Here is a 24,187-nt window from a genome sequence, read left to right as displayed (position 1 = left end):
ACATGTTGTTTACATTAACTCATCGGATCAGTTCGCATATGGATTTGCAACGCTTCAAAGCCAATCTGGCGCTTCGGCTGTTTGCCTGGCGCTACATTCCCGTCATCGGGTTTTGTGCCCCGATCATCGAAGAGATGAACGCCAAGGCGCTGCGCATTCGCATTCCCCTTGGCTGGCGTACCCGCAACCATCTGGGCAGCATGTATTTTGGCGTGCTGGCGACCGGCGCCGATCTGGTAGGTGGTCTGCTGGTGATGGAGAAGGGGCGGCAGCGGCGCAAGAAGGTGCACTTCGCCTTCAAGGATGTGCAGGGGGAGTTTTTGAAACGACCGGAGGGGGATGTGCAGTTCGACTGCGCAGCGGGGGAGGAGATCGACGCCATGATCGACGAGTCGCTGGCAAGCGGTCAGCGCATCAATCGCCCCATCCAGGTGGTGGCCACCTGTCCGTCATTGAACGGGGATGAGGCGATGGCGCGTTTTGTGCTGACCCTGTCGATCAAGGCCAGCTAGCGGGTTGCCAGAGCGTGGCACCTCGGGACGGGCTTAGCCAATCTCCGGGCTGACGCCCTCTTTGACCACAACCTTCATGCCGTTGAAGTTGACCACCTGTTCGGCCACGATCTTGCAGCGCTTGCGGGTCTCGACCTGACCGTCCACCTCGACCAGCCCTTCGGCAACGAGGGCTTTGGCTGCGCCGCCACAATCGGCCCACCCCTGATGTTTGATAAGGTCACACAAGGCAACGAAGGGGTGGCCTTCGAGCAGAAACGTCTCCATGGAAAATCCTCTAGATGGATGAATGCCGGATACAGCAGGGCGACTATTTTAGGCAGTTCGCTCAGGCAAAGAAAGGAAGAGGGGCCAATCGCTGCGAAAAAGTGGCCGATTGTCCTTAAGGTGGCGCTTTCGCAAGACCTGATGGACAGGTGAGAGGGCCACCCGTGACGTATCGTGACGCACCTCGTCCCTGCTGGTGTGCCCATACTCTCCCCTGACTGTTAGGATCGGGTCACTCTCAATGGCCCAAGGAACGTCCCATGACACTCTCCCGCCTGCTGCTGGCATGCAGCGCCCTTACTCTGTGCGGTGTCGCGCAGGCCAGTACTCCGGTGCAGGTCTCGCTGCCCGGGGTCAATTTGCCCGCGTCCCATCAGGTGGAAGGGGCGCGCGCCTCGCTGCTCTACGGTCGGACCGGTCAGGTGAAGGGTATTGATCTGCCGATCTTCGCCCTCTCCGATGTGGATCAGTTCAGCGGCCTGCAGCTCGGGATCTTCCTCGGTGCCGGTCGGGTGCGCCACCAGTTTGGCGGGGTGGCCATCAACGCTATCAACTGGCATGAGGGGCAGGATACCGGCGTCAATCTCGGGCTGGTCAACCTGACCAACAATGTGCAGGGGCTTAACTGGGGGGCGGTCAATATCGCCAAGGGCAATGCACTGGCCAACGTCGGCTTCGTCAATTACGCCGAGCGTACCACCTTCCAGATTGGCTTTATCAATGCGACCAAGCATCTTGATGGCTTGCAGATCGGGCTGGCCAACTACGCCGCCAACGGCATTTTCCCCATTTTGCCGCTGGTGAACTTCCAAAAATCGTTCTGACAAAGCAGTTCGCTTTGCGTTAAGGGCCTCTGCTGATTACCCTGTGCCTCTTGCAACGTGTGACAGGCGAAAAGAGGTAATTGATGACGGCAGGGCAGATGAGTGCAATCGGGATCGGCTGGGATGTACGTGGCTGGCAGGGCAGCGCCCAGGCGGTGGCTGTGGTGGGCTGGCAGGCCGGTTCCAATCGCCTGCACTGGCTCGGGGTGTCGCCGCTGTTTCGCCTGAGCTCGCGGGTGGCGCCGGATCTGGCCGCCCTGCTGCGCCCGGCCCTGCAAAACGAGCTGACCCTGATGCAGGTAGAAGCCTGCCCGCAACTGGCACTCGGTATCGATGCGCCGCTCGCCTTTCCCCGCGCCTTGCGTGATCTGCTCAATGGCCAGCCACACAGCTGCGCCGTTCCCGAGCGTGAGATAGACAACCCCTACGCCTATCGCGACTGCGAGCGCTGGCTGTATCAGCAATACGGCAAGAAACCGCTCTCTGCCACCTTCGATCGGCTCGGCAACAACGCCACCCTGGCGCTCTCCATGCTGCCACAGCTCTCGGATCTGCAACTGGTGCCGACCGTTGTCCCGAAGGCCAGTCGTGCCGTGCTGGAGGTCTATCCGGCATTGGCCAAAATGGGCGGCAAGGCATCCCCTGCCAGACCCGAGCTGGCGGCCTTGCTGCCTGCGGACGTGCTGGTCGGCACCGATCGTTACGATGCGGCGCTGTGCGCCCTGATGGCGCTGCAATATGCCGCAGGTGGCAAGGTGACCGTGTTGCCCGAGCTGGTTCAGCCACCCAGTGACATGCCCCGTGATGAGGGATGGGTCTATCACTTTGCCCGTCATGCTGTTGAACGTAACGGGATGTGAGGGATGGGGGCGCGGGCATCATGGCGCCGCTTACCCTGCCGACGCTGGCCAAATGGCGAAAAAAACCTGTCTTTAGTCAGGAAATTGCCTGTTCATCCCGTGACAAGGTGGCGCATCGTTATCTTCATCCGATATATTGCCCACCTTGCTGATCCTTTGCTGTGGTATTCCCGATGAAATCCGTTCTCTCTATTCAGTCCCACGTGGTCTTTGGTTGTGCCGGCAACAGCGCGGCCGTCTTCCCCATGCGCCGCCTTGGTATGGATGTATGGCCCATCAACACGGTGCAATTTTCCAATCATACCCAATATGCCCAGGGGTGGCAGGGGATGGCGATGCCAGCGGGTCATATCAGCGCGTTGGTGAAAGGATTGGGCAATATCGAGGCGTTGAGCGGCTGTGACGCCGTGCTGAGTGGCTATCTTGGTTCCGCCGAGCAGGGTGACGAGATCCTGACCGTGGTCAACGCCGTCAAGGCAGCCAACCCCGATGCCATCTACTTCTGTGACCCGGTGATGGGCCATCCGGAGAAGGGGTGTATCGTCGCTCCCGGTGTCACCCGTTTCCTGACCGAGCAGGCGCTGCCGGTGGCCGATATGATGGCCCCCAACCTGCTGGAGCTGGAGACCCTCTGTGATACCCATCTGGCGGATCTGGATCAAACCCGCGCCGCCGCCCATCAGCTGCTGGCTCGCGGCGTCAAGCTGGTGCTGGTCAAGCATCTGGGTCGTGCGGCGCAGGACTCCAGCCGCTTCGAAATGCTGCTGGCAACCCCGCAAGGGGATTACCTGATTGCCCGTCCGCTCTACGACTTTGCCCGCCAGCCGGTAGGTGTGGGCGATCTTATCAGCGCCCTGATGCTGGCGAATTTGCTGGCAGGCCACGATGCGGTGAGCGCGTTCGAGCGTACCAACGCCTCGGTAGATGCGGTGCTGCAAGAGACCTGGCGCCAGCAGGCTTACGAGCTGCAACTCATCGCCGCGCAAGATGCCTTTGCCTTGCCGGAAGTTCAGGCGCGAGCGGTGCAACTGCGCTGAGCAGTGCAACTTGTGATGCAAAGAGGTGAGTCATTGGCTCACCTCTTTTGTTTGCACCGCTCTCGTTTGTGGGATTAGCGAATAAGCCCTTGCTCAACCAGCCAGGCAAACAGCAGACGGGAGACGGGGGAGAGCTCATTGAGGTGAGAGCTGTCGAGCCAGCGCAGCTCGGCGATCTCGGCCGAGGCGACCGGAGTACCGCTCGCTTCGCCGGTGTAGCAGCGCAGTCGCACCTCGACCCCAGCCGGTTTGCCATCGGCCTGGGCGCTGAACTCGCAGGCAAAGCGCAGGGTATCGGGCTGCAAGGTGACGGCCAGCTCCTCCTCAATCTCGCGGATCAGCGCCGCCTCATCGCTCTCGCCCTGTTCCCGCTTGCCGCCGGGGATGTAGTAGCTCGTCTTGCCGTGGGAGCGGGCGCAGAGCAGTTGCTGATCTTTAAAGGTGAGCCAGGCGAGTTTGTCGATCATCGTTATCTCTCTTTATTTCGCTAGTAGAGGCTATTCACGTATTTTTCAGCGGGTTCTGTCAGCAGATCTTGCGGGTGATCACCACCGAACGTCAGCCATTTGCTTTTCCCTTTGAACGAACTATTAGCGATGCTTTTTTTGCTCAGTGTATCGTAGATAACCACTTGTATTTCAATTACATCTGGTTTCCCTGACCATTCTGTTGCACGCTCTTCCCAATGGAGAATGACGGGTTTTACATAGTATCTGAATTCGGTTGGTGAGATGGTATTGAGGCAAGCATCGCCATGACATTGGGCCGTCAACTCGACGTTGTGGGCTTTTTTGGAAAACGCAGTATAGATTGCTTGGGCTGTCATCTGCCCCGAGTTCTGATATTGGGTCGTTTCATAAGAGCCATCTTGAGGTTGAGAAATAAGCACTCCTTGAGTGGCATCGAGTTTCTGGGTGATGGCTTGTACATCAGATTGTTGATATGTAGAGCTGCATCCGGCGGCGAGCAATGAGACGATTGCACATAGATAGTGTTTCAAAATACATTCCCTTGTTTGATTTATAGGCATTAAATGGTAGGTAATACGATGATTTTTATATCAAAAAAATGTCATCGACTTCTTGATTGAGTTCACATAACTCTTTGTAAGAACGATGCTCACGTCTCTTTAACCCCAACTTTTTTGCAAGATTATTCAGTGCACGTCGATATTCCTCTAGCCGGTTTTCGTCATCGGTCATGATGGCGAGCTCGGCAAAATCCCCGATCCCGGCCAGATGATCCAGGGTGACGTGAAACGGGCCAATGAAGTAGATGCTGCGCCTTTTGGTGATCTCGAGTATCTGCCGGTAGTTCATGGTCAAGAGCATGCTGACGGCCTTGTCCGCATCATTGATATTGACCGCCTCGCAGCGATCCGCCTCGGGCCCCTTGACGATCCAGAGCTGGATGCCGGAGGGCTGCATGGTGCGGATTGCCAGACTCTTGCCTGCCTGGGCAAGGGCATCGTCCGGGGTGTCGAAGTAGCGATCCTGCTCAAGATTATCTTCCAGCATGACCTCCGGATTGAGGGCGAGCAGTGCCTTGAGGAAGTCGGGGCGATCCGCCAGCCGATATTTGAACTCGACTTCGAAGCGGCCCTGAAAGTGCGCCTGTGACATCAAGAAGATCCCTCTGTGAGCCTGTGTGGCAGGCAGCCTAGCAAAGTTGGGGCGCAGGCCCAAGGAGAATGGCTGCGCATATCGGAAACGCTTCGTTTCCTGTTGTGGCGAGCTGCGGCGAACGGTGGGCGGGCCGTTTTTTGGCGATGACTGGTTTGGTTCGACGGCGCTAAAGGTGTTCAAGCGGTCGCCAACCAGGGTCAAAAAAGCGGACTGGCGCACACCACCGTAGGGCCGGACTGGGCGAAGGCGGGGCCCTTGTGGTTTAATCTTGCCACTTTAGCGGTAGTGGGCGACGAGCCTGCTACCTTGCGTGGGCAAGATGCAGGTGAGCAAGATGCAAGTGACAGCAGAGAGCAAGTTTATCGGACTCGGGGTGGCGGGCAATTTCGCCGGTCATCTGGAGCAGGCGGGCGAAGCGTCGGACTTCGTGGCGGTCGTGGTGCGCGATACCACGGCGCCCAAGGCGCTGTTCCCCTTCTTCGTGCCGGGTCATCCGGGTCAGCTCGGGGTATTCCCGTTGAGCGACAAGGCGATCTTCTTGCCGGAGGCGGCGGTCAGCGGTGACGAGAAGGTGCAGATCGAGCCTGAAGTGGCGCTCTGGTGCGAGCTGGAGTATGCCGGCAAGCAGGTGGTGGCGATCCATCCCCGCGCCTTTGGTGCCTACAACGACTGCTCCATCCGTCGTCCCAACGCCAAGAAGATCAGCGAGAAGAAGAACTGGGGTGAAGAGAGCAAGGGGTTGGCGGCTAACTTGCTGCCGCTCTCCGGTTTTGCCGCCGGTTGCGAGCTTGATGACTATCGCATCGCCTGCTATCTGGAGCGCGATGGTGAGCTGCACGCTTACGGGGTAGACAGCGCTGCCATCGATTACAGCTACTTCCACGGTCAGCTGCTCGACTGGGCCATCGACAAGTTCAACCATCAGCAGGACGAGGGGCCGGCGGAGCATATTCAGGGGTTGCTGGCGCAGGCGGGGCATCCTCCCCATGCGCTGATCAGTATCGGTGCCACCCGTTATACCCCGTTTGGCGAGACCCACTTCCTCAAACCGGGCGACACCTCCTGTGTGGTGGTCTACCCGGGCAGCCGTTATAGCGAAGCGGATATCCGCGAAGCGATCCGCAGCCGCAACTTTGGCGCCGATGTGTCGGTGCTGCTGCAGGCGGTACAGGCTCGCTAATCAACCACAGTCTGCCCTGCTCCTGCTGGGCAGACTGCTCAGGTTTGTTGCTGAAGGTTTGCCTGAATGGATGGTCAAAGAGAGTGCTCGGCTTACGTTATCCAGTGGCTTGCTTTAGTATTCCCCATTTTTCAGGGGGCACAGGCCGCGCATGCTTGAGCTAAAAACGATCGCCTTGTTTCTGATTACGGCTTTTTTCGAGATCCTTGGCTGTTATTTGCCATATCTCTGGTTGAATCAGGGTCGCAGCATCTGGTTACTGATCCCCGCAGGATTGAGTCTCATGCTGTTTGCATGGCTACTATCGTTGCATCCTACCGCTGCAGGGCGTGTCTATGCGGCATATGGCGGTGTGTATATCTTCGTCGCCATCTTCTGGCTTTGGTTAGTGGATGGTATTCGGCCGAGTATGTGGGATCTTGTTGGTTCGTTCATTGCTCTGATTGGAATGGCCATCATCATGTTCGCTCCTCGTCATGGGTAACGAATGCGAACAACGCTGAAGGTTAGTCATGTTAAAAAGTGGATAAACAACCATGCAGATTGCACACGCAAACGGGGAAGACTATCAAACCCTCATTGATCTGTGGGAGGCCTCAGTGCGGGCAACCCACCACTTCCTGCCAGAGGCCGAGATCCTGGCCCTCAGACCGCTTATCCTGGAGCACTATTTCGATGCGGTGACACTGTACTGTGCCCGCACAGAAGAGGGGCACATTGCGGGTTTTAGCGGCGTGCTCGAGGACAAGCTGGAGATGCTGTTTGTGGCTCCTGAGGCGCGGGGCAGTGGCGTGGGTCGCTTGCTGGTGGCGCATGCCATCGGCCAGTGCGGTGCGAAGCTGGTTGACGTCAACGAGCAGAACGCACAGGCGGTGGGCTTCTATCTGAAGATGGGATTCACCGTGACGGGTCGCTCGCCGCTGGATGGTCAGGGCAAGCCCTATCCGCTGCTGCATATGGTGTTGGCACCGAGCTGATCGCTCCTGTTGAGTTGCAGGATCCATATAACGAGCGGGGAATAGCCGTGTATGCTCCCGTTCGTGTCTGCGCTGACACCGTGTGGATATCGTCGGTCTGGATGGAGAGAAGGGATGGAGATGATCAGAACGTGCAGAGTGACTGACCTGGCCGGGTTGCTGGCGCTCTACAGAGAGTTGCGACCCGATGATCCTCCGCTGGCAGCCGACATGGCTATCGCGACCCTTGAGTCACTGCTGAGCGATCCCCGCATTCGGCTTATTGTTGCCGAGGTGGATGGTCAGCTGGCGGCGACCTGTCAGCTGGGGATCGTTCCGACGCTGACCAACGAGGGTAGGCCATTTGGTATCATAGAACACGTGATCACCGCCAAGCGGTTTCGCTGTCGTGGGTTGAGTCAGCGGGTGTTGGAGAAGGCGTTGGCCCTCGCCTGGGAGCAGAGGTGCTACAAGGTGATGCTGCTATCGGGGGAGGGGCGCGAGGCGGCCCATCGGCTTTACGAGAAGCTGGGATTCAAGGCCGGGATCGAGCGGGGATTCGTGATCAAACGGCCGCAGGAAAATAGCGTATGCCAGTAAGTGTGATACTGGGTGCGGGTGAATTAGAAAAAACGGGAGGTCGTAAGGCCTCCCGTTTTTTACAGACGAGATGCGCGGGTTGCCACCCGGCGCGGGGATGCGTTGCTAAAAGAGAGACTGCGATTAACGGGCTGCGACTTTATTGACCACCTTGATCAGCTGATAGCGCAGGGAGGACGCATCGGCCGGTACATCGGTGAGCTGCTCCTTGCTGACAGTGAGCTGATAGCGGTAACCCGGCTCGAACTGGAAGCCTTCAATATTCTGGTAGAACAGCGTCCAGGGCTGCTGCTCATCGCTGCGAACCTGCATGCACTGCATCGGGCCAACCCCGACGCAATCGACCAGCTGGCTGTTGATATAGAGGGTCTCCCCCTGTGACGGGGCGGGGGCGCTCTGGCAGGCGGTCAGCAGCAAGGCGGCGCTGATAAACAGTGGTTTCATGATGGACTCCTTCAACGCGAAAGGGGGCATTAAAGCGGCAAACAAAAAGGCGGTCAATGACCGCCTTTGTAACAAACCATATCAGTGCAGTGGTTAGCGCTGCTCGAGCGGAGTGAACTCGCGCAGCGGGTGGCCCACGTAGAGCTGGCGTGGACGACCGATCTTGCTGTCCGGGTCTGAGTGGAACTCGTTCCAGTGGGCAATCCAGCCGATGGTACGGGAGATGGCGAAGATCACGGTGAACATGCTCATCGGGATGCCGATCGCCTTCATGATGATGCCGGAGTAGAAGTCCACGTTCGGGTAGAGCTTCTTCTCGACGAAGTAGGGGTCGGAGAGCGCAATGCGCTCCAGCTCCATGGCGACGTCCAGCAGCGGATCCTTGATCTGCAGCTCGGTCAGCACTTCGTGACAAGTTTCGCGCATCACGGTGGCACGTGGGTCGTGGTTCTTGTAGACACGGTGACCGAAGCCCATCAGGCGGAACGGATCATTCTTGTCCTTCGCCTTGGCGATGTACTCGGGGATACGATCCACCGAGCCGATCTCTTCCAGCATGCGCAGGCAGGCTTCGTTGGCACCACCGTGGGCCGGTCCCCACAGGGAGGCGATCCCGGCGGCGATACAGGCGAACGGGTTGGCACCGGAGGAGCCAGCCAGACGAACGGTGGAGGTGGAGGCGTTCTGCTCGTGATCCGCATGGAGGGTGAAGATACGGTCCATGGCGCGTTCAACGATGGGGTTGACCTTGTACTCTTCGGTCGGCACGCCAAACATCATGTGCAGGAAGTTGCCTGCATAGGAGAGGGCGTTACGCGGCTGCATGAACGGCTGGCCGATGGAGTACTTGTAACACATGGCAGCCAGGGTCGGCATCTTGGAGAGCAGACGGAAGGCACAGATCTCGCGATGCTGCTCGTTGTTGATGTCGAGGGCATCGTGATAGAAGGCGGAGAGGGCGCTGACCACACCGCACATGATGGCCATGGGGTGGGAGTCACGACGGAAGCCGCGGAAGAAGAAGGCGATCTGCTCGTGCACCATGGTGTGGCGGGTGACCAGACGTTCGAATTCGGCATATTGCGCCTTGGTGGGCGCCTCGCCATACAGCAGGATATAGCAGACTTCCAGATAGGTGGCCTGGGTAGCAAGCTGGGCGATAGGGTAACCCCGGTGCAGCAAGACACCCAGATCCCCGTCAATGTAGGTAATGGCAGATTTGCAAGAACCGGTGGCCATGAAACCGGGGTCAAAGGTGAAATACCCCTGTGATCCCAATTTTCTGACATCGATGACATCCGGGCCGATGGTGCCGGAGAGGATCGGCAGTTCGACCGGATCTTTTCCGGGCAGGTGTAGGGTGGCTATCTTATCAGCCATAGCACGTCTCCTTTGCTCTTTATAATTTGGTTCCAGTCCTACTCTATTACGACTTTTATGACGCTGGCAAAGGTTGTTACCCATACCGAGGTGGCTGGAGCGCCTTATTTGAAACAGAGTTCCTTATCAATGTCAATTTTGCTGAAACCCCATTAATGGCATTAATGAAATGTTAAATTAAATATGCGATCGAGTTTGCGATTTTGTGTTTTCTTTGTAGCTAATTGATTGTCTTCGGTTAAGGCCGCCGATATACTGCGCCACGTGGGTCATGGCTGCAGGTGTTTGAAACGCTTTGGCAAAGCCTGATGTGAAACCGAAAACTCGCGTTTTGGCTTTTTCAGAGTGTTTTGGTAACAAAAAACCAACAATCACCATTCCGTGCCCTCAAGTGTGAGTTAAAACAATAACTAACGTGCTCAATGGAGCTGAGTGGGCAAGCGTGAAAAACAAACAGAGACCGGTCAACCTCGACCTACAGACGATCAGCTTTCCTGTCACTGCCATTGCATCCATCCTGCACCGTGTTTCAGGGGTCATTACCTTTGTTGCACTGGGCATCTTGCTGTGGATGCTTGGTACTTCACTCGCCTCTCCCGAAGGGTTTGCAACCGTGGTTGCCATCATGGACAACTTCCTGGTCAAACTCGTGCTGTGGGGGATCCTGACTGCGCTGGCATACCACATTGTGGGCGGCTTGCGTCATCTGGTCATGGATATGGGCTATTGGGAAGAGCTGGAATCCGGTAATCAGAGTGCCCGTGTGGCCTTTGTGATCACCGCGATCCTGGCTGTATTGGCGGGAGTGCTTGTATGGTAACCAATTCTGCAACCTTCGGGCGCAGCGGCGTTCACGATTACATCCTGATCCGCGCCACCGCCCTCATCATGACCTGTTATGTCCTCTATCTGGTGGGATTTGTCGCGTTCAACGACATCACCTACGAGGTGTGGGCAGGCTTCTTCGCCAAAACCTTCACCAAGGTATTCACCCTGTTGACCCTGCTCTGCGTACTGATCCACGCCTGGATTGGTCTGTGGCAGGTGCTGACTGACTATATCAAGCCGGTAGGGCTGCGCGGGGCGCTGCAATTTGCCCTGGTCGTGGTGCTGTTTGTCTATCTGATGACGGGTTTCGTCGTGCTGTGGGGTGTGTAAGGTGACTATTCCAACTCGTGAATTTGATGCGGTGGTGATTGGTGCCGGTGGTGCCGGTATGCGCGCCGCGCTGCAGATTGCCCAGTCCGGCAAGAGCTGCGCTCTGTTGTCCAAGGTTTTTCCAACCCGTTCTCACACGGTGTCCGCTCAGGGCGGCATCACGGTTGCGCTGGGTAATGCCCACGACGACAACTGGCAGTGGCACATGTATGACACGGTAAAAGGTTCCGATTACATCGGTGATCAGGAAGCCATCGAGTACATGTGCAAGACCGGCCCCGAGGCCATCTATGAGCTGGAGAACATGGGGCTGCCCTTCTCCCGTTTCGACAACGGTTCTGTCTACCAGCGTCCGTTTGGTGGTCAGTCCAAGAATTTCGGTGGCGAGCAGGCGGCTCGTACCGCAGCGGCGGCAGACCGTACCGGTCACGCCCTGCTGCACACCCTCTATCAGCAGAACGTCAAGAACAAGACCACCGTCTTCTCCGAGTGGTATGCGCTGGATCTGGTGAAAAACCAGGACGGTCACATCGTTGGCTGTACCGCCATCGATATGGAGAGCGGCGAAGTGGTCTACTTCAAGGCCAAGGCCACCGTGCTGGCCACCGGCGGTGCCGGTCGTATCTACCAGTCCACCACCAATGCCCACATCAACACCGGTGACGGTGTCGGCATGGCGCTGCGTGCCGGGGTAGGGGTGCAGGACATGGAGTTCTGGCAGTTCCACCCGACAGGCATCGCCGGGGCCGGGGTGCTGGTGACCGAAGGGTGCCGTGGTGAAGGTGGCTATCTGCTCAATAAAGATGGCGAGCGCTTCATGGAGCGTTATGCCCCCAACGCCAAGGATCTGGCCGGTCGCGATGTGGTGGCTCGCTCCATAATGATCGAGATCCGCGAAGGGCGTGGTTGCGACGGTCCCTGGGGCCCGCACATCAAGCTCAAGCTGGATCACCTCGGCAAAGAGGTGCTGGAATCCCGTCTGCCTGGTATCTGCGAACTTTCTCGCACCTTCGCCCACGTGGATCCGGTCAAAGAGCCGATCCCGATCATCCCGACCTGCCACTACATGATGGGCGGCGTGCCGACCAACGTGAATGGCCAGTGTCTGGCGCAAGACAAGGATGGCAACGATGTGCCGGTGGTCGGCCTGTTTGCGGTGGGCGAAATTGCCTGCGTCTCCGTACACGGTGCCAACCGTCTGGGTGGCAACTCGCTGCTGGATCTGGTGGTGTTCGGTCGTGCTGCCGGCATGCATCTGGTGAACACTCTGGGCGAGATGGATCACGGTCGTGATGCCTCCGAATCCGATATCGATGCCGCCATGGCGCGCTTCAATCGCTGGGAAAATTGCCGTGACGGCGAAGACCCGGTGCAGATCCGCAAAGACCTGCAGCGCTGCATGCAGAACAACTTCTCCGTATTCCGCGAAGGGGATGCGATGGCAGAAGGGCTGGCCGAGCTGAAACTCATCCGCGAGCGCCTTAAACATGCCCGTCTGGACGACACCTCCAAAGAGTTCAACACCCAGCGCATCGAATGCCTGGAGCTGGACAACCTGATGGAGACGGCATTTGCCACGGCGGTGGCGGCCAACTTCCGTACCGAGAGTCGCGGTGCTCACAGCCGCTTTGACTTCCCGGATCGCGACGACGAGAGCTGGCTGTGCCACAGCCTCTATCACCCGGACACCGAGTCCATGACCCGTCGCGCTGTCAACATGTCACCCAAGACCCGTGAGGCGTTCCCGCCCAAGGTCCGGACTTACTGATTGCGGAGCCAGCCCTATGAACGTCACATTCTCTGTCTACAGATACAATCCGGATGTTGATAACGTCCCCCATATGAAGGAATATCGTCTTGATATTCCTGAAGGTTCCGACATGATGGTGCTCGACGCACTGATCCAGTTGAAAGAGCTGGATCCCACGCTCGCCTTCCGCCGCTCTTGCCGCGAAGGGGTCTGTGGATCAGACGGTCTCAACATGAATGGCAAGAACGGTCTTGCCTGTATCACCCCGCTCTCCGATCTGCTGAAGAAGGGTAATAACGTCGTTATCCGCCCCTTGCCTGGCCTGCCGGTGATCCGCGATCTGGTGATCGACATGACCCAGTTCTACACCCAGTGGGAGAAGGTCAAACCCTTCCTCATCAACGATGACAAGTTGCCGCCGGTGCGTGAGCACCTGCAATCCCCCGAAGAGCGCGCCAAGCTTGACGGCCTGTACGAGTGCATTCTCTGTGCCTGCTGCTCCACTTCGTGCCCCTCCTTCTGGTGGAACCCCGACAAGTTTATCGGTCCGGCCGGGCTGCTCGCCGCCTACCGCTGGCTGGCTGACAGCCGCGACACCGCGACCACCGAACGACTGGGGAATCTGGACGACGCATTCAGCGTGTTCCGCTGCCATGGCATCATGAACTGCGTGAACGTCTGTCCGAAAGGCTTGAACCCGACCAAGGCGATTGGCCAGATCAAGTCGATGTTGCTCAATCGGGCTGTTTAGTATCAGGGCCGGCCCCGCGCTGGCCCGACTTCTGGATAGCCATCCCACCCGTGGCAGGATGGCTATTTAACCCCTACAAGCTGCGCAGCAGTAACAAGAAGTACAAGGGATAGAAATGCATAACGGCGTGATGAAGGCCTGGTTGGAGTCATCTCACCTGGCTGGTGCGAATGCAAGCTATATCGAGGATTTGTACGAATCCTTCCTGGAAAATCCTGACTCCGTGTCCGACGAGTGGCGCAGCCTGTTTAGCGAGCTGCCCCAGGTCAATGGCCATGCGGTTGAACAACCCCACTCCCAGGTCCGCGATTATTTCCGTCGTCTGGCCAAGGATCCCTCTCGCTACAGTGCCCCCGTCTCCGATCCGCAAGTGGATGCCAAGCAGGTGCGGGTATTGCAGCTGATCAACGCCTTCCGTTTCCGTGGTCACCAGAATGCCAATCTGGACCCGCTGGGTCTGTGGCAGCGTGAAACCGTTGCCGAACTGGATCCGGCATTCCACAACCTGCAGGGCACAGACATGGAGGCCACCTTCAATGTGGGCTCGTACGCCATTGGTCGCGAGACCATGGTGCTCTCCGATCTCTACGCCTCGCTGAAAAAGACCTACTGCAGCAGCATAGGTGCCGACTACATGCACCTCACCTCCACGGAAGAGAAGCGCTGGCTGCAACAGCGTCTCGAATCCATTGAAGGGAAGGGGAGCTACACCCTCGAAGAGAAGACCCGTTTCCTCGAGAGCCTGACCGCCGCCGAAGGGCTGGAGAAATATCTGGGCGCCAAGTTCCCGGGAGCCAAGCGCTTCTCGCTGGAAGGTGGCGACGCCATGATCCCCATGCTCAAGGAGCTGATCCGTCGCGCCGGTGAGCAGGGCTGCAAAGAGGCCGTCATCGGTATGGCCCACCGCGGTCGTCTCAACGTGCTGATCAACGTACTCGGTAAGCGGGCGCAGGATCTGTTCGACGAGTTTGCCGGCAAGCATGGCGAATCCTGGGGTACCGGTGATGTGAAGTACCATATGGGCTTCTCCTCCGACTTCGCGACCCCGGGTGGCAACGTCCACCTGGCGCTGGCGTTCAACCCCTCTCACCTCGAAATCGTCAACCCGGTAGTCATCGGCTCGGTCCGTGCCCGGATGGATCGTCGCGGTGACAAGGATGGCTCCAGCGTGCTGCCCATCACCATTCACGGTGACTCGGCCATGTCCGGTCAGGGCGTGGTGGCCGAGACCTTCAACATGTCCCAGACCCGTGCCTATGGCGTGGGCGGGACGGTGCGCATCGTCATCAACAACCAGGTGGGTTTCACCACCTCTTACCATCGTGATCTGCGCTCCACCGAATATTGCACCGACATCGCCAAGGCGGTTCAGGCGCCGGTGCTGCACGTCAACGGGGATGATCCGGAAGCCGTGGTGCTGGTGACCCAGATTGCGCTGGATTACCGCAACACCTTCAAACGCGACGTGGTGATCGAGCTGGTCTGCTACCGTCGTCACGGTCACAACGAAGCGGACGAGCCGAGTGCGACCCAGCCGCTGATGTACCAGAAGATCAAACAGCACCCGACCCCGCGCAAGATCTACGCCGATCAGCTGGTGGCCGAGGGGAGCCTCGCTCAGGAGCGGGCGACCGAACTGGTCAACGAGTATCGCGAAGCGCTGGATCGCGGCGAGCGGGTGAGCAAGGAGTGGCGGCCAATGGAGCTGCACTCCGTCGACTGGACCCCTTATCTTGGCCACGACTGGAACATGGCCTATGAGAGTGCCGTGCCGATGGATCACCTCAAGAGCCTCGGCGAGCGGGTGAGCCAGTATCCGGCCACCCACGTGCTGCAGCGTCAGGTCGAGAAGATTTACGAAGACCGTCGTCTGATGGCCGCGGGCGAGAAGCTGGTGGACTGGGGCTTTGCCGAGACCCTGGCCTACGCCACTCTGGTGGACAAGGGTTCCCGCATCCGCTTTACCGGTGAAGACTCCGGCCGTGGCACCTTCTTTCACCGCCACGCCGTGCTGCACAGCCAGACCGATGCCAGCACCTATACCCCGCTGTGCAACTTGCACGACGAGCAGGGGCCGTTCGAGGTGTACGACTCGGTGCTGACCGAGAACGCGGTACTGGCCTTTGAATATGGCTACGCCAGCGCCGAGCCGGCTGGCCTCACCATCTGGGAAGCTCAGTTCGGTGATTTCGCCAACTGCGCCCAGGTTGTGGTGGATCAGTTCCTCTCCTCCGGCGAGCAGAAGTGGGGCCGGATGTGCGGCCTGACCATGCTGCTGCCGCACGGTTACGAGGGGCAGGGCCCGGAGCACTCCTCCGCCCGTCTGGAGCGTTATCTGCAGATGTGCGCCCAGCACAACATGCAGGTGTGCGTGCCCTCTACCCCGGCACAGGTATTCCACATGCTGCGCCGTCAGGTAGTGCGCCCGATGCGCCGTCCGCTGATCGTCATGACGCCCAAATCCCTGCTGCGCCACCCGCTGGCGGTGAGCAAGCTCGAAGAGCTGGCTGACGGTACCTTCCAGAACGCCATCGGCGAGATCGATGCGCTGGATCCGAAAGCGGTCAAGCGCGTGGTCTTCTGCTCCGGCAAGGTCTACTACGACCTGCTCGATGCCCGTCGCAAGGCCGAGCAGCACGATGTGGCACTGGTGCGAATTGAGCAGCTCTACCCCTTCCCGGAAGAGGAAGTGCGCGCCATTCTGGCCGATTACAGCCATGTCACCGACTTTGTCTGGTGTCAGGAAGAGCCGCAGAACCAGGGCGCCTGGTACTGCACCCGTCACCACTACGATGGCGTGCTGCCAGCCGGAGCCACCCTGCGTTATGCCGGTCGCCCCGCGTCAGCCTCACCGGCCGTCGGTTACATGTCTGTCCACGCCAAGCAGCAAAAAGCCTTGGTGGAAGATGCCCTTACCCTGTAAAGCCTCTGGCATAGAAGTAAAAAGGAACTGATTGGATGACTATCGAAATCAAGGTACCGGATCTGCCGGAATCAGTGGCGGATGCCACTATCGCCACCTGGCACAAAAAACCGGGCGATCTGGTCGCCCGTGACGAAGTGCTGGTCGACATCGAGACCGACAAGGTGGTGCTGGAAGTGCCGGCACCGCAAGCCGGTGTGCTGGGGGATATTCTGCAAGGGGAAGGGGCGACCGTGTTGTCCCGTCAACTGATTGCCATCCTCACCGCCGCTCCGGTGGCCGGTGAAGAGACCAAAGAGAAACCCGCTGAAGCGGTGGCCGATGATGGTGCCGATGGCTTGAGCCCCTCGGTGCGCCGCCTGATTGGCGAGCACGACATCGACGTGACCAAGCTGACCGGTACCGGCAAGGGTGGTCGCATCACCAAGGATGATGTGGAAGCCTTCATCAAGGCCAAGAGCCAGCCTGCGGCAGCCGCACCGGTCGCAACTGCAGCTCCGGCAGCTAAGGTTGCCCCGCTGGGTGGTCGCACCGACAAGCGGGTACCGATGACCCGTCTGCGCAAGCGCATTGCCGAGCGTCTGCTGGAAGCGAAAAATACCACCGCCATGCTGACCACCTTCAACGAGGTCAACATGAAGCCCATCATGGATCTGCGCAAGCAGTACGGCGAGATCTTCGAGAAGAAGCACGGCATCAAGCTCGGCTTCATGTCCTTCTACGTGAAGGCGGTGGTCGAATCCCTCAAGCGCTATCCGGAAGTGAACGCGGCGCTCGATGGTGATGACGTGGTTTACCACAACTACTTCGACGTCAGCATCGCCGTCTCCACCCCGCGTGGTCTGGTGACGCCGGTGCTGCGTGACTGCGACAACATGAGCCTGGCGGACATCGAGAAGGCCATCAAGGATCTGGCGGGCAAGGGCCGTGACGGCAAGCTGACCGTGGATGAACTGACTGGCGGCAACTTCACCATCACCAACGGTGGCGTGTTCGGCTCCCTGATGTCCACCCCGATCATCAACCCGCCCCAGAGCGCCATTCTGGGGATGCACAAGATCCAGGATCGCCCGATGGCCGTTGCTGGCAAGGTCGAGATCCTGCCGATGATGTACCTGGCGCTCTCCTACGATCACCGGATCATCGATGGACGCGAATCGGTAGGCTTCCTGGTCTCCGTCAAGGAGTTGCTGGAAGACCCGACCCGTCTGTTGCTGGACGTCTAAGCCTGTAGCACGCAGGCAAGGGGCCAAAGCCCCTAGCCGGGTGTGTTGCCGGGCGTTTAAGCACTGTAGTACCCGAGCGATTGAAAGATAACGAGGGGCCTCCCAGGCCCCCATTCACAGGGGATTGAGAAACACCAGCCCCGGACGGAAATACCTACAACACGGATAGAGCATCTATGAATCTGCATGAATATCAGGCAAAACAGCTGTTTGCCGAGTATGGCCTGCCGGTCTCCGAAGGTTATGCCTGCGCTACCCCACAAGAAGCGGCCGAAGCGGCTGACAAGATTGGCGGCAATATCTGGGTCGTCAAATGCCAGGTACACGCCGGTGGTCGCGGTAAAGCGGGCGGCGTGAAAGTGGCCAAGAGCAAGGATGAGATCCGTGCCTTCGCCCAGAACTGGCTTGGCAAAAATCTGGTCACCTACCAGACCGACGCCAACGGCCAGCCGGTCACCAAGATCCTGGTTGAATCTTGCACCGACATCGCCAAAGAGCTCTACTTGGGCGCCGTGGTTGACCGTGGCTCACGCCGCGTGGTCTTCATGGCCTCTACCGAAGGTGGCGTGGATATCGAGAAGATTGCCCACGAAACCCCCCATCTGATCCACAAGGCGGCCATCGATCCGCTGGTGGGTCCGCAGGCCTATCAGGCCCGCGAACTGGCCTTCAAACTGGGTCTGGTCGGCGATCAGATCAAACAGTTCACCAAGATCTTCTTAGGCTTGGGCCAGATGTTCCTGGATTGCGATTTCGCGCTGCTGGAGATCAACCCGCTGGTGATCACCAAGCAGGGCAACCTGCACTGCCTCGATGGCAAGATCAACATCGACGCCAACGCCCTCTATCGTCAGCCCAAGCTGCGCGAGATGCACGATCCGTCACAAGATGACCCCCGCGAAGCGCACGCCGCCCAGTGGGAGCTGAACTATGTGGCCCTCGATGGCAACATCGGCTGCATGGTCAACGGCGCCGGTCTGGCCATGGGTACCATGGATATCGTCAACCTGCATGGCGGCAAACCGGCCAACTTCCTTGACGTCGGCGGCGGCGCCACCAAGGAGCGCGTGACCGAGGCGTTCAAGATCATCCTCTCCGACAGCAACGTCAAAGCTGTGCTGGTCAACATCTTTGGCGGCATCGTGCGCTGCGACATGATCGCGGAAGGCATCATAGGTGCAGTCAAGGAAGTGGGGGTCAAGGTGCCCGTCGTGGTCCGTCTGGAAGGCAACAACGCCGAGCTGGGTGGTATCAAGCTGGCCGAGAGCGGCCTCAACATCATTGCGGCCAAGAGTCTGACCGATGCCGCGCAGCAAGTCGTCAAAGCAGCGGAGGCCAACTGATGAGCGTACTGATCAACAAGGACACCCGAGTCATCTGCCAGGGCTTTACCGGCGGTCAGGGTACTTTCCACTCCGAGCAGGCGCTCTCCTACGGCACCCAGCTGGTCGGCGGCGTCTCTCCGGGCAAGGGCGGCACCACCCATCTGGGTCTGCCGGTGTTCAACACCGTCCGTGACGCGGTCGAAGCGACCGGCGCCACTGCCTCCGTCATCTATGTACCGGCACCGTTCTGCAAGGACGCGATCCTGGAAGCGATCGACGCTGGCATCAAGCTCATCGTCACCATCACCGAAGGCATCCCGACTCTGGATATGCTGGATGTGAAAGTGAAGCTGCAAGAGACCGGCGTGCGGATGATCGGCCCCAACTGCCCGGGTGTCATCACCCCGGGTGAGTGCAAGATCGGCATCATGCCGGGCCACATTCACAAGCCGGGCAAGGTGGGTATCGTCTCCCGCTCCGGCACCCTGACCTACGAAGCGGTCAAGCAGACCACTGACGAAGGCTTTGGCCAGTCCACCTGCGTCGGTATCGGTGGCGACCCCATCCCGGGCTCCAACTTTATCGACATTCTGGAGATGTTCCAGAACGACCCGCAGACCGAAGCGATCGTGATGATCGGCGAGATCGGCGGCAACGCCGAGGAAGACGCGGCCGCCTATATCAAGGCCCACGTCACCAAGCCGGTGGTCTCCTATATCGCGGGTGTCACTGCCCCTCCCGGCAAGCGGATGGGCCACGCTGGCGCCATCATCTCCGGTGGCAAGGGTACCGCCGCCGAGAAGTTTGCCGCGCTGGAAGATGCTGGCGTGAAAACCGTCCGCTCCCTGGCCGATATCGGCAAGGCCCTGCGCGAAGTGACCGGCTGGTAATTTCTGTTAGCCTGTTATCTCTAATAAAAAGCCGCCCATTGGGCGGCTTTTTTATTATGATTCCGGTTCTTAATTTATCGCATACGTCCGAATACGCTTCGCTATTCGAACCTACAGCCTGTACAAATATAGTTATCATTGTTTAATGATTGTAAAGTTACTTTATTTTTATGAATTTACTGTTCTTAAATGCTTTTTCTATATCTGATTTCATTTTATCTACTAATTCTTCCACATAATCTTGTGCAATCGAAAGTCCTTTTGACTTTGCTGCTATCAATAAGGATGTAACATCATTTTCTCTGCCGCAATTAGCACATACAACAAAACTATGGCTCGGAGGCGTGTAGTCAGAATAAGGTATGGCAAACTGTTCTGAGTGACAGAAAGTGCAGCGTAACTTAATCGTTTTATGTAGATCTTCCATAATTAAATAAGTCCAGTTAGTGAACCTGCTACCCCTCCAACTATGGAGTTAACTAGGGGGTGTTCGAGAAATTTAGCAAGTCGGCTTTTTGCTTCGCCCTTTTCTTCGGCTGAAGCCTGAGAATTGTCAATATCTTGAATTAATTGGTTGAAAATATTTTGTATATTTTGAGTGTTTCCATTTCCAATTTGAGAGGGTGCATTAACATTCAATGTTGAGATTTGCATGCTGGCACCTAACTCATATGAGCGATTTTTACCATGTTTTACGGAGATAGCCCTGCTTTGACCCTCTTCGGTTAATTTAATCTGTGAAAAGTTCCTAAAGTTTTTTGTTACAAGTCCGCGAGAGTTGCAAATATTTATTATTTTAAATAAATGTTCTTCTGGCCAATTTAGTTTCTCATCGATAGCTACTCGATCACTTTCATTTTTATTAAATCCAAAATAAACAGCTTTGATTGTTTCACCTAAATTTTCCAAATCATCATTCATATAGGTTAACAGCGCATCAATATCAGATTGAATTTTTTCTGGGTTCATGGTGAGCCTCTTAAAAAAGGTGTGGTATGCAAGGTTCTGAAATGTAAATTCACATTATCATGGCTGAAGCTGTGAAGAAACATGTATGTAATAGGGCTGAATATATTATTTTGTAGCTTTATTGGTACACACGTATTATCTCGTATGCTGGGCTAAAAATGGTAGACCGGTGCTTCACGAAGTGAAGCCCAAAGTTTACCGTGAAATATGTCTGTCAATCTGTTTACGGCTCAGCCAGATCCTTGTTTATCCCGCTCCGGTTGGCGCAATAATGTTCGCCTGTTGGGCTTCGCTACGCTCTGCGCCAACCTACGAATTACTTTGTCGCCCTGATTGATAACCCGTGGGGGGGCGAATAGCGCAGCGTATTCGGACGGGCGGTTCGTATTCCACAGCCATTACCTGCGGCCACATTGAACGGGCCAAGATTGTTCCGCTGCTGAAATCGAATTGACTGATGCTGTTTCGCAAGTGAATCAATCCTGCCGCTGCAGGGGCCAATCAGCTGGTCGCGTTGTTTGATAATGCTCCTCTGATTTCACCTGTAAAAATGCCGACCCGAAGGTCGGCATTTTGCTTTTAAGAGGCGTTGTGCTGGCTGCATACGCTCAGATCGCCGCTGACCAGATGCTAACGCTCGCCATTGTGCTTGAGCCTATTGGCTAAAGACCGTCTGCCCGCGAAAGACGGTGCGGGTGACTTTGGTATCGGCGATCTGCTCCGGTGTGCCGCTGGCGACCAGCTGGTAGAGATCCCGGTCGAGCACGATAAAGTCAGCCGACTTGCCCGCTTCGATGGAGCCGCTGACGGCCTGCTGACGCACCGCGCGGGCGCCGTTGATGGTGTAGGCATCCAGCATCTGGTCGAGGGTGATGCGCTGGCTCGCCCGAAAGTCATCGCCGCTTTGGGGCGCATGGTTGACCCCGGCGGCCATATTGACGAAGGGGCGCGGATCGCGGCTGTCGACCGGCGCATCGCTGCCAGCCACCAGAATGGCCCCCGCCTTGCGTGAGGTGGCCACCGGATAGAGCGCTTGCTTGAGATACCCCTTGGGATCGTACATCGCCTCATGAAGGTGCTGTCCCTTGCGGGTCGGCTGGATAAAGGGGGTGACCAGCATGTCGTATTCGGGCTGGGGGTTGGTCCAGGCGTAGGTGAAGGTGAGGTAGAGGCCAAGCTGGCCGAGCCGCTGCTGATCGTCCGGATGCACCACCTGCAGATGGGCGAGGGTGTGGGGAATGCCGTGATCACCGTTGCTGGCGCGGGCTGCCTCCAGTGCATCGAGGGCCATGCGGGTGGTGCGATCGCCGATGCTGTGCATATGGATGCCAAAGCCCGCCTTGTCGAGTTCCCCTACGTAGCGGGTGAGATCGGCGGCGCGGTAGTTGGCCAGCCCATTACTGCCAGCATCCTCGCTGTTGGCGGTGATGGTGACCTGCTCGCCTGCCTGATCCATGGCGAGGTGGGGGGTCTGGTAGTTGGCCAGCATACCGGCGTTGGGCAGGAAGGGGGGCGTGCTGAAGGGATCCCCTTCCAGTACGCCGTCGAGGAAGATCTTGACCGCATCGGCCTTGATCAGGGGATCGCTGGCGAACTGGTCGCGCACTTGGTTCGCCTTGGCCAGATGGCCGCCGATATCGAGTTTGCCGCTGTAGTCATCCTCGTGAAAACAGGTGGCGGCGGTGACCCGCATATTGAGCAGCCCCTTATCTTCCATCTCCCGCAGGCGATCGCGGATAAAGTCGGTGGCGCAGGCATCCTGAATGCTGGTGATGCCGCGCGAGGCCATCAGGGTCGAGACGGCGGGCAGGATCTGGCGATACTGGCTCGCCGCCTGCTCGTCACGGGCGCTGAGCAGGCCGCTGTCGGGGGCGGGGATGGCGCTGCGTGCGCCCTCGCGAATGACGCCGCTATCGAGATCCACATAGGGTTTGAAGGGGGCAAAGAGGCCGCCCGGTGCCAGGGTGGCGGCGGTGAAACCGGTCTGTTTGCCGCTCTGGTCGGTTGCCTGCGCCAATGCCCGCGAGTTGTAGGCGCTGGCGTGGCCATCGACCCCGGCCAGTACCACCGGATTGTCGGGCGCTGCGGCATCGAGGGCTGCCAGCACGGTTTTATAGGAGGCGGTGGGAGTGTTGCCCTCGTAGGGGGACCACTGGTTGATCACCAGCCAGTCGCCCGCCTTGGGGGCGTAGCGTGGCAGGCAGCGCTTCACCTTGGCCGCCAGTTCGCCGAGATCGACCGGCTTGCCGTCGAGATCGCACATATCGAGCGCCACCGTGCCAAACAGGTGGATATGGTTGTCGTGCAACCCCGGCAACACCATCTTCCCCTGCAGATCGACCACTCGGGTGTCGGAGGTGCTGAGCGCCTCGGCCCCTTGCCGGTTGCCCACATAGAGGAACTGGTCGCCGCTCACCACCATCGCCTCTGCCACCTGACGTTGGCCATCCTGGGTGTGGATCTTGCCGTTGAGGTAAAGGGTGCGCGTGGCGGTGGGCGGCTGCGTTTGCTGGCAGCCCGCCAGTGTGGCGGCCAGCAGCGGCGTGAGCAGCAAACATGAGCGAGAGAAAGAACGATGTGATGCCTTGCAATCCATGCAGTGATCTCCTTGAGGGTCGGGTTGAGTGCAGTGTTTACTGCACATTGCGCGATCTCTTTATGGTTGCTTGGTCAAAAAATGCCAGCAATTGCTGCAAATATTTAACGTTTTGTTTACCATGTCACATCAATCGGTGGCGAGTGAGGCGCAGATCACGCTTGTTGATGCACAAACAAGCCGAGTTGCCGATGGGCCAACAAATCAGGGAGGAGGTATGTCAGAGGAGTCAGTGACCGAGGGGCCGTTACCCCGGGCGTTTGCCATGCGCCGCCAACCGAAGCAACAACGCAGCCAGGCGGTGGCCAGCCGTATCGAGGAGGCGACCCTGAGCCTGTTGCAGGAGCAGGGCTTTGCGGCCCTCAATACCAATGCCATTGCCGATCGGGCGGGGGTGGGGATCAAATCGCTCTACCACCTCTATCCCAACAAGGAGGCGATCATCTGCCGCCTTGCCATGGGGTGGCTGGCGTCGGTCTGCGAGGCGCAGGAGCAGATCCGCATTCAGGCGACCAGCTGGCCGCAGGCGCTGGTGCTGCTGGATGAGGCGCTGGAGGAACTGGATCGCCGCTTTGTCGGCTATGGCGCCTTGTGGCACGCCATGGATCTCATCCCCGATCTTCAAATTGTCGAGCAGCAACATGAGCGGGGACAGGTGCTGTTTTGGTCAGCCTTGCTGCGTGATTTTGGCTGTCGCTGGCCCGAGCCGGAGCTCACGAGTCTGGTGCGCTACTTCTATCGCACCGCCGATGTCACCAAGCAGTGCACCAAGGCTGATGGCGAGGTGGGCCAGCGGATGTGGTTGCTGCATCGTCGCTGGAGCGAGCAGCTGATCGCCGCCGCCATTGCCGAGCCCGACCCCGAACGGGTGTGGCAGGCAATGCCTGCGCTGCTGGTTGGGAGCAAAGAGTAAT

General features: G+C 58.1%; 27 protein-coding genes. 17 read left to right on the top strand and 10 right to left on the bottom strand.

Annotation, left to right across the window (positions count from 1 at the left end; translation table 11 throughout):
• Nucleotides 1–38: 38 nt before the first annotated feature.
• Nucleotides 39–512: a DUF4442 domain-containing protein gene (locus I6G90_RS06155; protein WP_197930275.1), complete on the top strand. Its 474-nt coding sequence runs from the start codon at nucleotides 39–41 to the stop codon at nucleotides 510–512.
• Nucleotides 513–545: 33 nt separating this feature from the next.
• On the opposite strand, the gene ybcJ is transcribed toward I6G90_RS06155, so the two are convergent.
• Nucleotides 546–779: a ribosome-associated protein YbcJ gene (gene ybcJ, locus I6G90_RS06150; RefSeq protein WP_005361116.1), complete on the bottom strand. Its 234-nt coding sequence runs from the start codon at nucleotides 777–779 to the stop codon at nucleotides 546–548.
• A 260-nt stretch (nucleotides 780–1,039) separates the two neighbouring features.
• Here ybcJ and I6G90_RS06145 point away from each other — a divergent pair, with 260 nt between their 5' ends.
• From I6G90_RS06145 to pdxY, 3 genes are all read left to right on the top strand, one after another.
• Complete coding sequence (locus I6G90_RS06145; protein WP_058051609.1) at nucleotides 1,040–1,603, top strand: VC2662 family protein; 564 nt, start codon at nucleotides 1,040–1,042, stop codon at nucleotides 1,601–1,603.
• Between the two features lie 83 nt (nucleotides 1,604–1,686).
• Complete coding sequence (locus tag I6G90_RS06140; protein ID WP_197930274.1) at nucleotides 1,687–2,463, top strand: DUF429 domain-containing protein; 777 nt, start codon at nucleotides 1,687–1,689, stop codon at nucleotides 2,461–2,463.
• 173 nt (nucleotides 2,464–2,636) lie between these two features.
• Entirely contained in the window at nucleotides 2,637–3,500 is an 864-nt protein-coding gene (gene pdxY, locus I6G90_RS06135) for a pyridoxal kinase PdxY (RefSeq protein ID WP_197930273.1), read from the top strand.
• 74 nt (nucleotides 3,501–3,574) lie between these two features.
• Here the strand turns inward: pdxY and I6G90_RS06130 are convergent, their stop codons facing one another.
• The 3 genes from I6G90_RS06130 to cyaB are packed head-to-tail and all read right to left on the bottom strand — an operon-like array spanning nucleotide 3,575 to nucleotide 5,122.
• A complete protein-coding gene (locus tag I6G90_RS06130; protein WP_197930272.1) occupies nucleotides 3,575–3,967 on the bottom strand; it encodes an NUDIX hydrolase in 393 nt (130 codons plus the stop codon).
• 20 nt (nucleotides 3,968–3,987) lie between these two features.
• Complete coding sequence (locus tag I6G90_RS06125; RefSeq protein WP_197930271.1) at nucleotides 3,988–4,500, bottom strand: DUF4823 domain-containing protein; 513 nt, start codon at nucleotides 4,498–4,500, stop codon at nucleotides 3,988–3,990.
• Between the two features lie 55 nt (nucleotides 4,501–4,555).
• Nucleotides 4,556–5,122, bottom strand: a complete 567-nt coding sequence (gene cyaB, locus I6G90_RS06120; protein WP_197931169.1) for a class IV adenylate cyclase — start codon at nucleotides 5,120–5,122, stop codon at nucleotides 4,556–4,558.
• 337 nt (nucleotides 5,123–5,459) lie between these two features.
• On the opposite strand from cyaB, the gene I6G90_RS06115 reads away from it, so the two are divergent.
• The 4 genes from I6G90_RS06115 (at nucleotide 5,460) to I6G90_RS06100 (ending at nucleotide 7,861) form a co-directional block, all read left to right on the top strand.
• Nucleotides 5,460–6,305, top strand: coding sequence for a DUF5718 family protein (locus I6G90_RS06115; protein ID WP_058051743.1), 846 nt, complete (start codon nucleotides 5,460–5,462; stop codon nucleotides 6,303–6,305).
• Nucleotides 6,306–6,456: 151 nt separating this feature from the next.
• Nucleotides 6,457–6,789, top strand: a complete 333-nt coding sequence (locus I6G90_RS06110; protein WP_058051605.1) for a YnfA family protein — start codon at nucleotides 6,457–6,459, stop codon at nucleotides 6,787–6,789.
• A 52-nt stretch (nucleotides 6,790–6,841) separates the two neighbouring features.
• Nucleotides 6,842–7,282, top strand: coding sequence for an acetyltransferase (locus tag I6G90_RS06105; RefSeq protein ID WP_197930270.1), 441 nt, complete (start codon nucleotides 6,842–6,844; stop codon nucleotides 7,280–7,282).
• A gap of 114 nt (nucleotides 7,283–7,396) precedes the next feature.
• Nucleotides 7,397–7,861, top strand: a complete 465-nt coding sequence (locus I6G90_RS06100; protein WP_197930269.1) for a GNAT family N-acetyltransferase — start codon at nucleotides 7,397–7,399, stop codon at nucleotides 7,859–7,861.
• Between the two features lie 123 nt (nucleotides 7,862–7,984).
• Here I6G90_RS06100 and I6G90_RS06095 read toward each other — a convergent pair whose 3' ends face one another.
• The 3 genes from I6G90_RS06095 to I6G90_RS06085 form a co-directional block, all read right to left on the bottom strand.
• Nucleotides 7,985–8,305 carry a DUF4377 domain-containing protein gene (locus tag I6G90_RS06095; RefSeq protein ID WP_197930268.1) on the bottom strand — a complete coding sequence of 107 codons (321 nt, stop codon included), beginning with the start codon at nucleotides 8,303–8,305 and terminating at the stop codon, nucleotides 7,985–7,987.
• 93 nt (nucleotides 8,306–8,398) lie between these two features.
• The gene (locus I6G90_RS06090) at nucleotides 8,399–9,685 is read right to left on the bottom strand and encodes a citrate synthase (RefSeq protein WP_042059419.1); all 1,287 of its coding nucleotides are present in this window, start codon (nucleotides 9,683–9,685) and stop codon (nucleotides 8,399–8,401) included.
• Nucleotides 9,686–9,862: 177 nt separating this feature from the next.
• Nucleotides 9,863–10,063 (bottom strand): hypothetical protein, encoded by a 201-nt coding sequence (locus tag I6G90_RS06085; RefSeq protein ID WP_197930267.1) that lies wholly within the window; start codon nucleotides 10,061–10,063, stop codon nucleotides 9,863–9,865.
• A gap of 64 nt (nucleotides 10,064–10,127) precedes the next feature.
• Here I6G90_RS06085 and sdhC point away from each other — a divergent pair, with 64 nt between their 5' ends.
• The 8 genes from sdhC (at nucleotide 10,128) to sucD (ending at nucleotide 19,708) form a co-directional block, all read left to right on the top strand.
• Nucleotides 10,128–10,505 (top strand): succinate dehydrogenase cytochrome b556 subunit, encoded by a 378-nt coding sequence (gene sdhC, locus I6G90_RS06080; protein WP_021231296.1) that lies wholly within the window; start codon nucleotides 10,128–10,130, stop codon nucleotides 10,503–10,505.
• Entirely contained in the window at nucleotides 10,499–10,843 is a 345-nt protein-coding gene (gene sdhD / locus I6G90_RS06075) for a succinate dehydrogenase, hydrophobic membrane anchor protein (RefSeq protein ID WP_005333558.1), read from the top strand. The genes sdhC and sdhD overlap by 7 nt, the downstream gene beginning before the upstream one ends.
• Nucleotide 10,844: 1 nt before the next feature.
• On the top strand, nucleotides 10,845–12,611 hold the full coding sequence (sdhA, locus tag I6G90_RS06070; protein ID WP_182932439.1) for a succinate dehydrogenase flavoprotein subunit: 1,767 nt from the start codon (nucleotides 10,845–10,847) through the stop codon (nucleotides 12,609–12,611).
• Between the two features lie 16 nt (nucleotides 12,612–12,627).
• Nucleotides 12,628–13,344: a succinate dehydrogenase iron-sulfur subunit gene (locus I6G90_RS06065; RefSeq protein ID WP_005333549.1), complete on the top strand. Its 717-nt coding sequence runs from the start codon at nucleotides 12,628–12,630 to the stop codon at nucleotides 13,342–13,344.
• Between the two features lie 115 nt (nucleotides 13,345–13,459).
• A complete protein-coding gene (sucA, locus tag I6G90_RS06060) occupies nucleotides 13,460–16,267 on the top strand; it encodes a 2-oxoglutarate dehydrogenase E1 component (RefSeq protein WP_075112361.1) in 2,808 nt (935 codons plus the stop codon).
• Nucleotides 16,268–16,302: 35 nt separating this feature from the next.
• Nucleotides 16,303–17,493, top strand: a complete 1,191-nt coding sequence (odhB, locus tag I6G90_RS06055; RefSeq protein WP_197930265.1) for a 2-oxoglutarate dehydrogenase complex dihydrolipoyllysine-residue succinyltransferase — start codon at nucleotides 16,303–16,305, stop codon at nucleotides 17,491–17,493.
• A gap of 176 nt (nucleotides 17,494–17,669) precedes the next feature.
• Complete coding sequence (gene sucC, locus I6G90_RS06050) at nucleotides 17,670–18,836, top strand: ADP-forming succinate--CoA ligase subunit beta (RefSeq protein ID WP_042059430.1); 1,167 nt, start codon at nucleotides 17,670–17,672, stop codon at nucleotides 18,834–18,836.
• Entirely contained in the window at nucleotides 18,836–19,708 is an 873-nt protein-coding gene (sucD, locus tag I6G90_RS06045; RefSeq protein WP_005333542.1) for a succinate--CoA ligase subunit alpha, read from the top strand. Before sucC ends, sucD begins: the two co-directional genes overlap by 1 nt.
• A gap of 157 nt (nucleotides 19,709–19,865) precedes the next feature.
• Here sucD and I6G90_RS06040 read toward each other — a convergent pair whose 3' ends face one another.
• From I6G90_RS06040 to I6G90_RS06030, 3 genes are all read right to left on the bottom strand, one after another.
• Complete coding sequence (locus I6G90_RS06040; protein ID WP_197930263.1) at nucleotides 19,866–20,135, bottom strand: hypothetical protein; 270 nt, start codon at nucleotides 20,133–20,135, stop codon at nucleotides 19,866–19,868.
• A gap of 2 nt (nucleotides 20,136–20,137) precedes the next feature.
• Nucleotides 20,138–20,677: a hypothetical protein gene (locus I6G90_RS06035; protein WP_197930261.1), complete on the bottom strand. Its 540-nt coding sequence runs from the start codon at nucleotides 20,675–20,677 to the stop codon at nucleotides 20,138–20,140.
• A 655-nt stretch (nucleotides 20,678–21,332) separates the two neighbouring features.
• Entirely contained in the window at nucleotides 21,333–23,273 is a 1,941-nt protein-coding gene (locus I6G90_RS06030; RefSeq protein ID WP_197930259.1) for an amidohydrolase, read from the bottom strand.
• A 217-nt stretch (nucleotides 23,274–23,490) separates the two neighbouring features.
• On the opposite strand from I6G90_RS06030, the gene I6G90_RS06025 reads away from it, so the two are divergent.
• The gene (locus I6G90_RS06025; protein WP_232254425.1) at nucleotides 23,491–24,186 is read left to right on the top strand and encodes a TetR/AcrR family transcriptional regulator; all 696 of its coding nucleotides are present in this window, start codon (nucleotides 23,491–23,493) and stop codon (nucleotides 24,184–24,186) included.
• Nucleotide 24,187 lies beyond the last annotated feature (1 nt).

This window comes from Aeromonas allosaccharophila (assembly GCF_016026615.1).
Taxonomy (GTDB): domain Bacteria; phylum Pseudomonadota; class Gammaproteobacteria; order Enterobacterales; family Aeromonadaceae; genus Aeromonas; species Aeromonas allosaccharophila.
The sequence above is the reverse complement of the archived record's forward strand: the minus strand, read 5'-3'. Positions and strand labels throughout refer to the sequence as shown.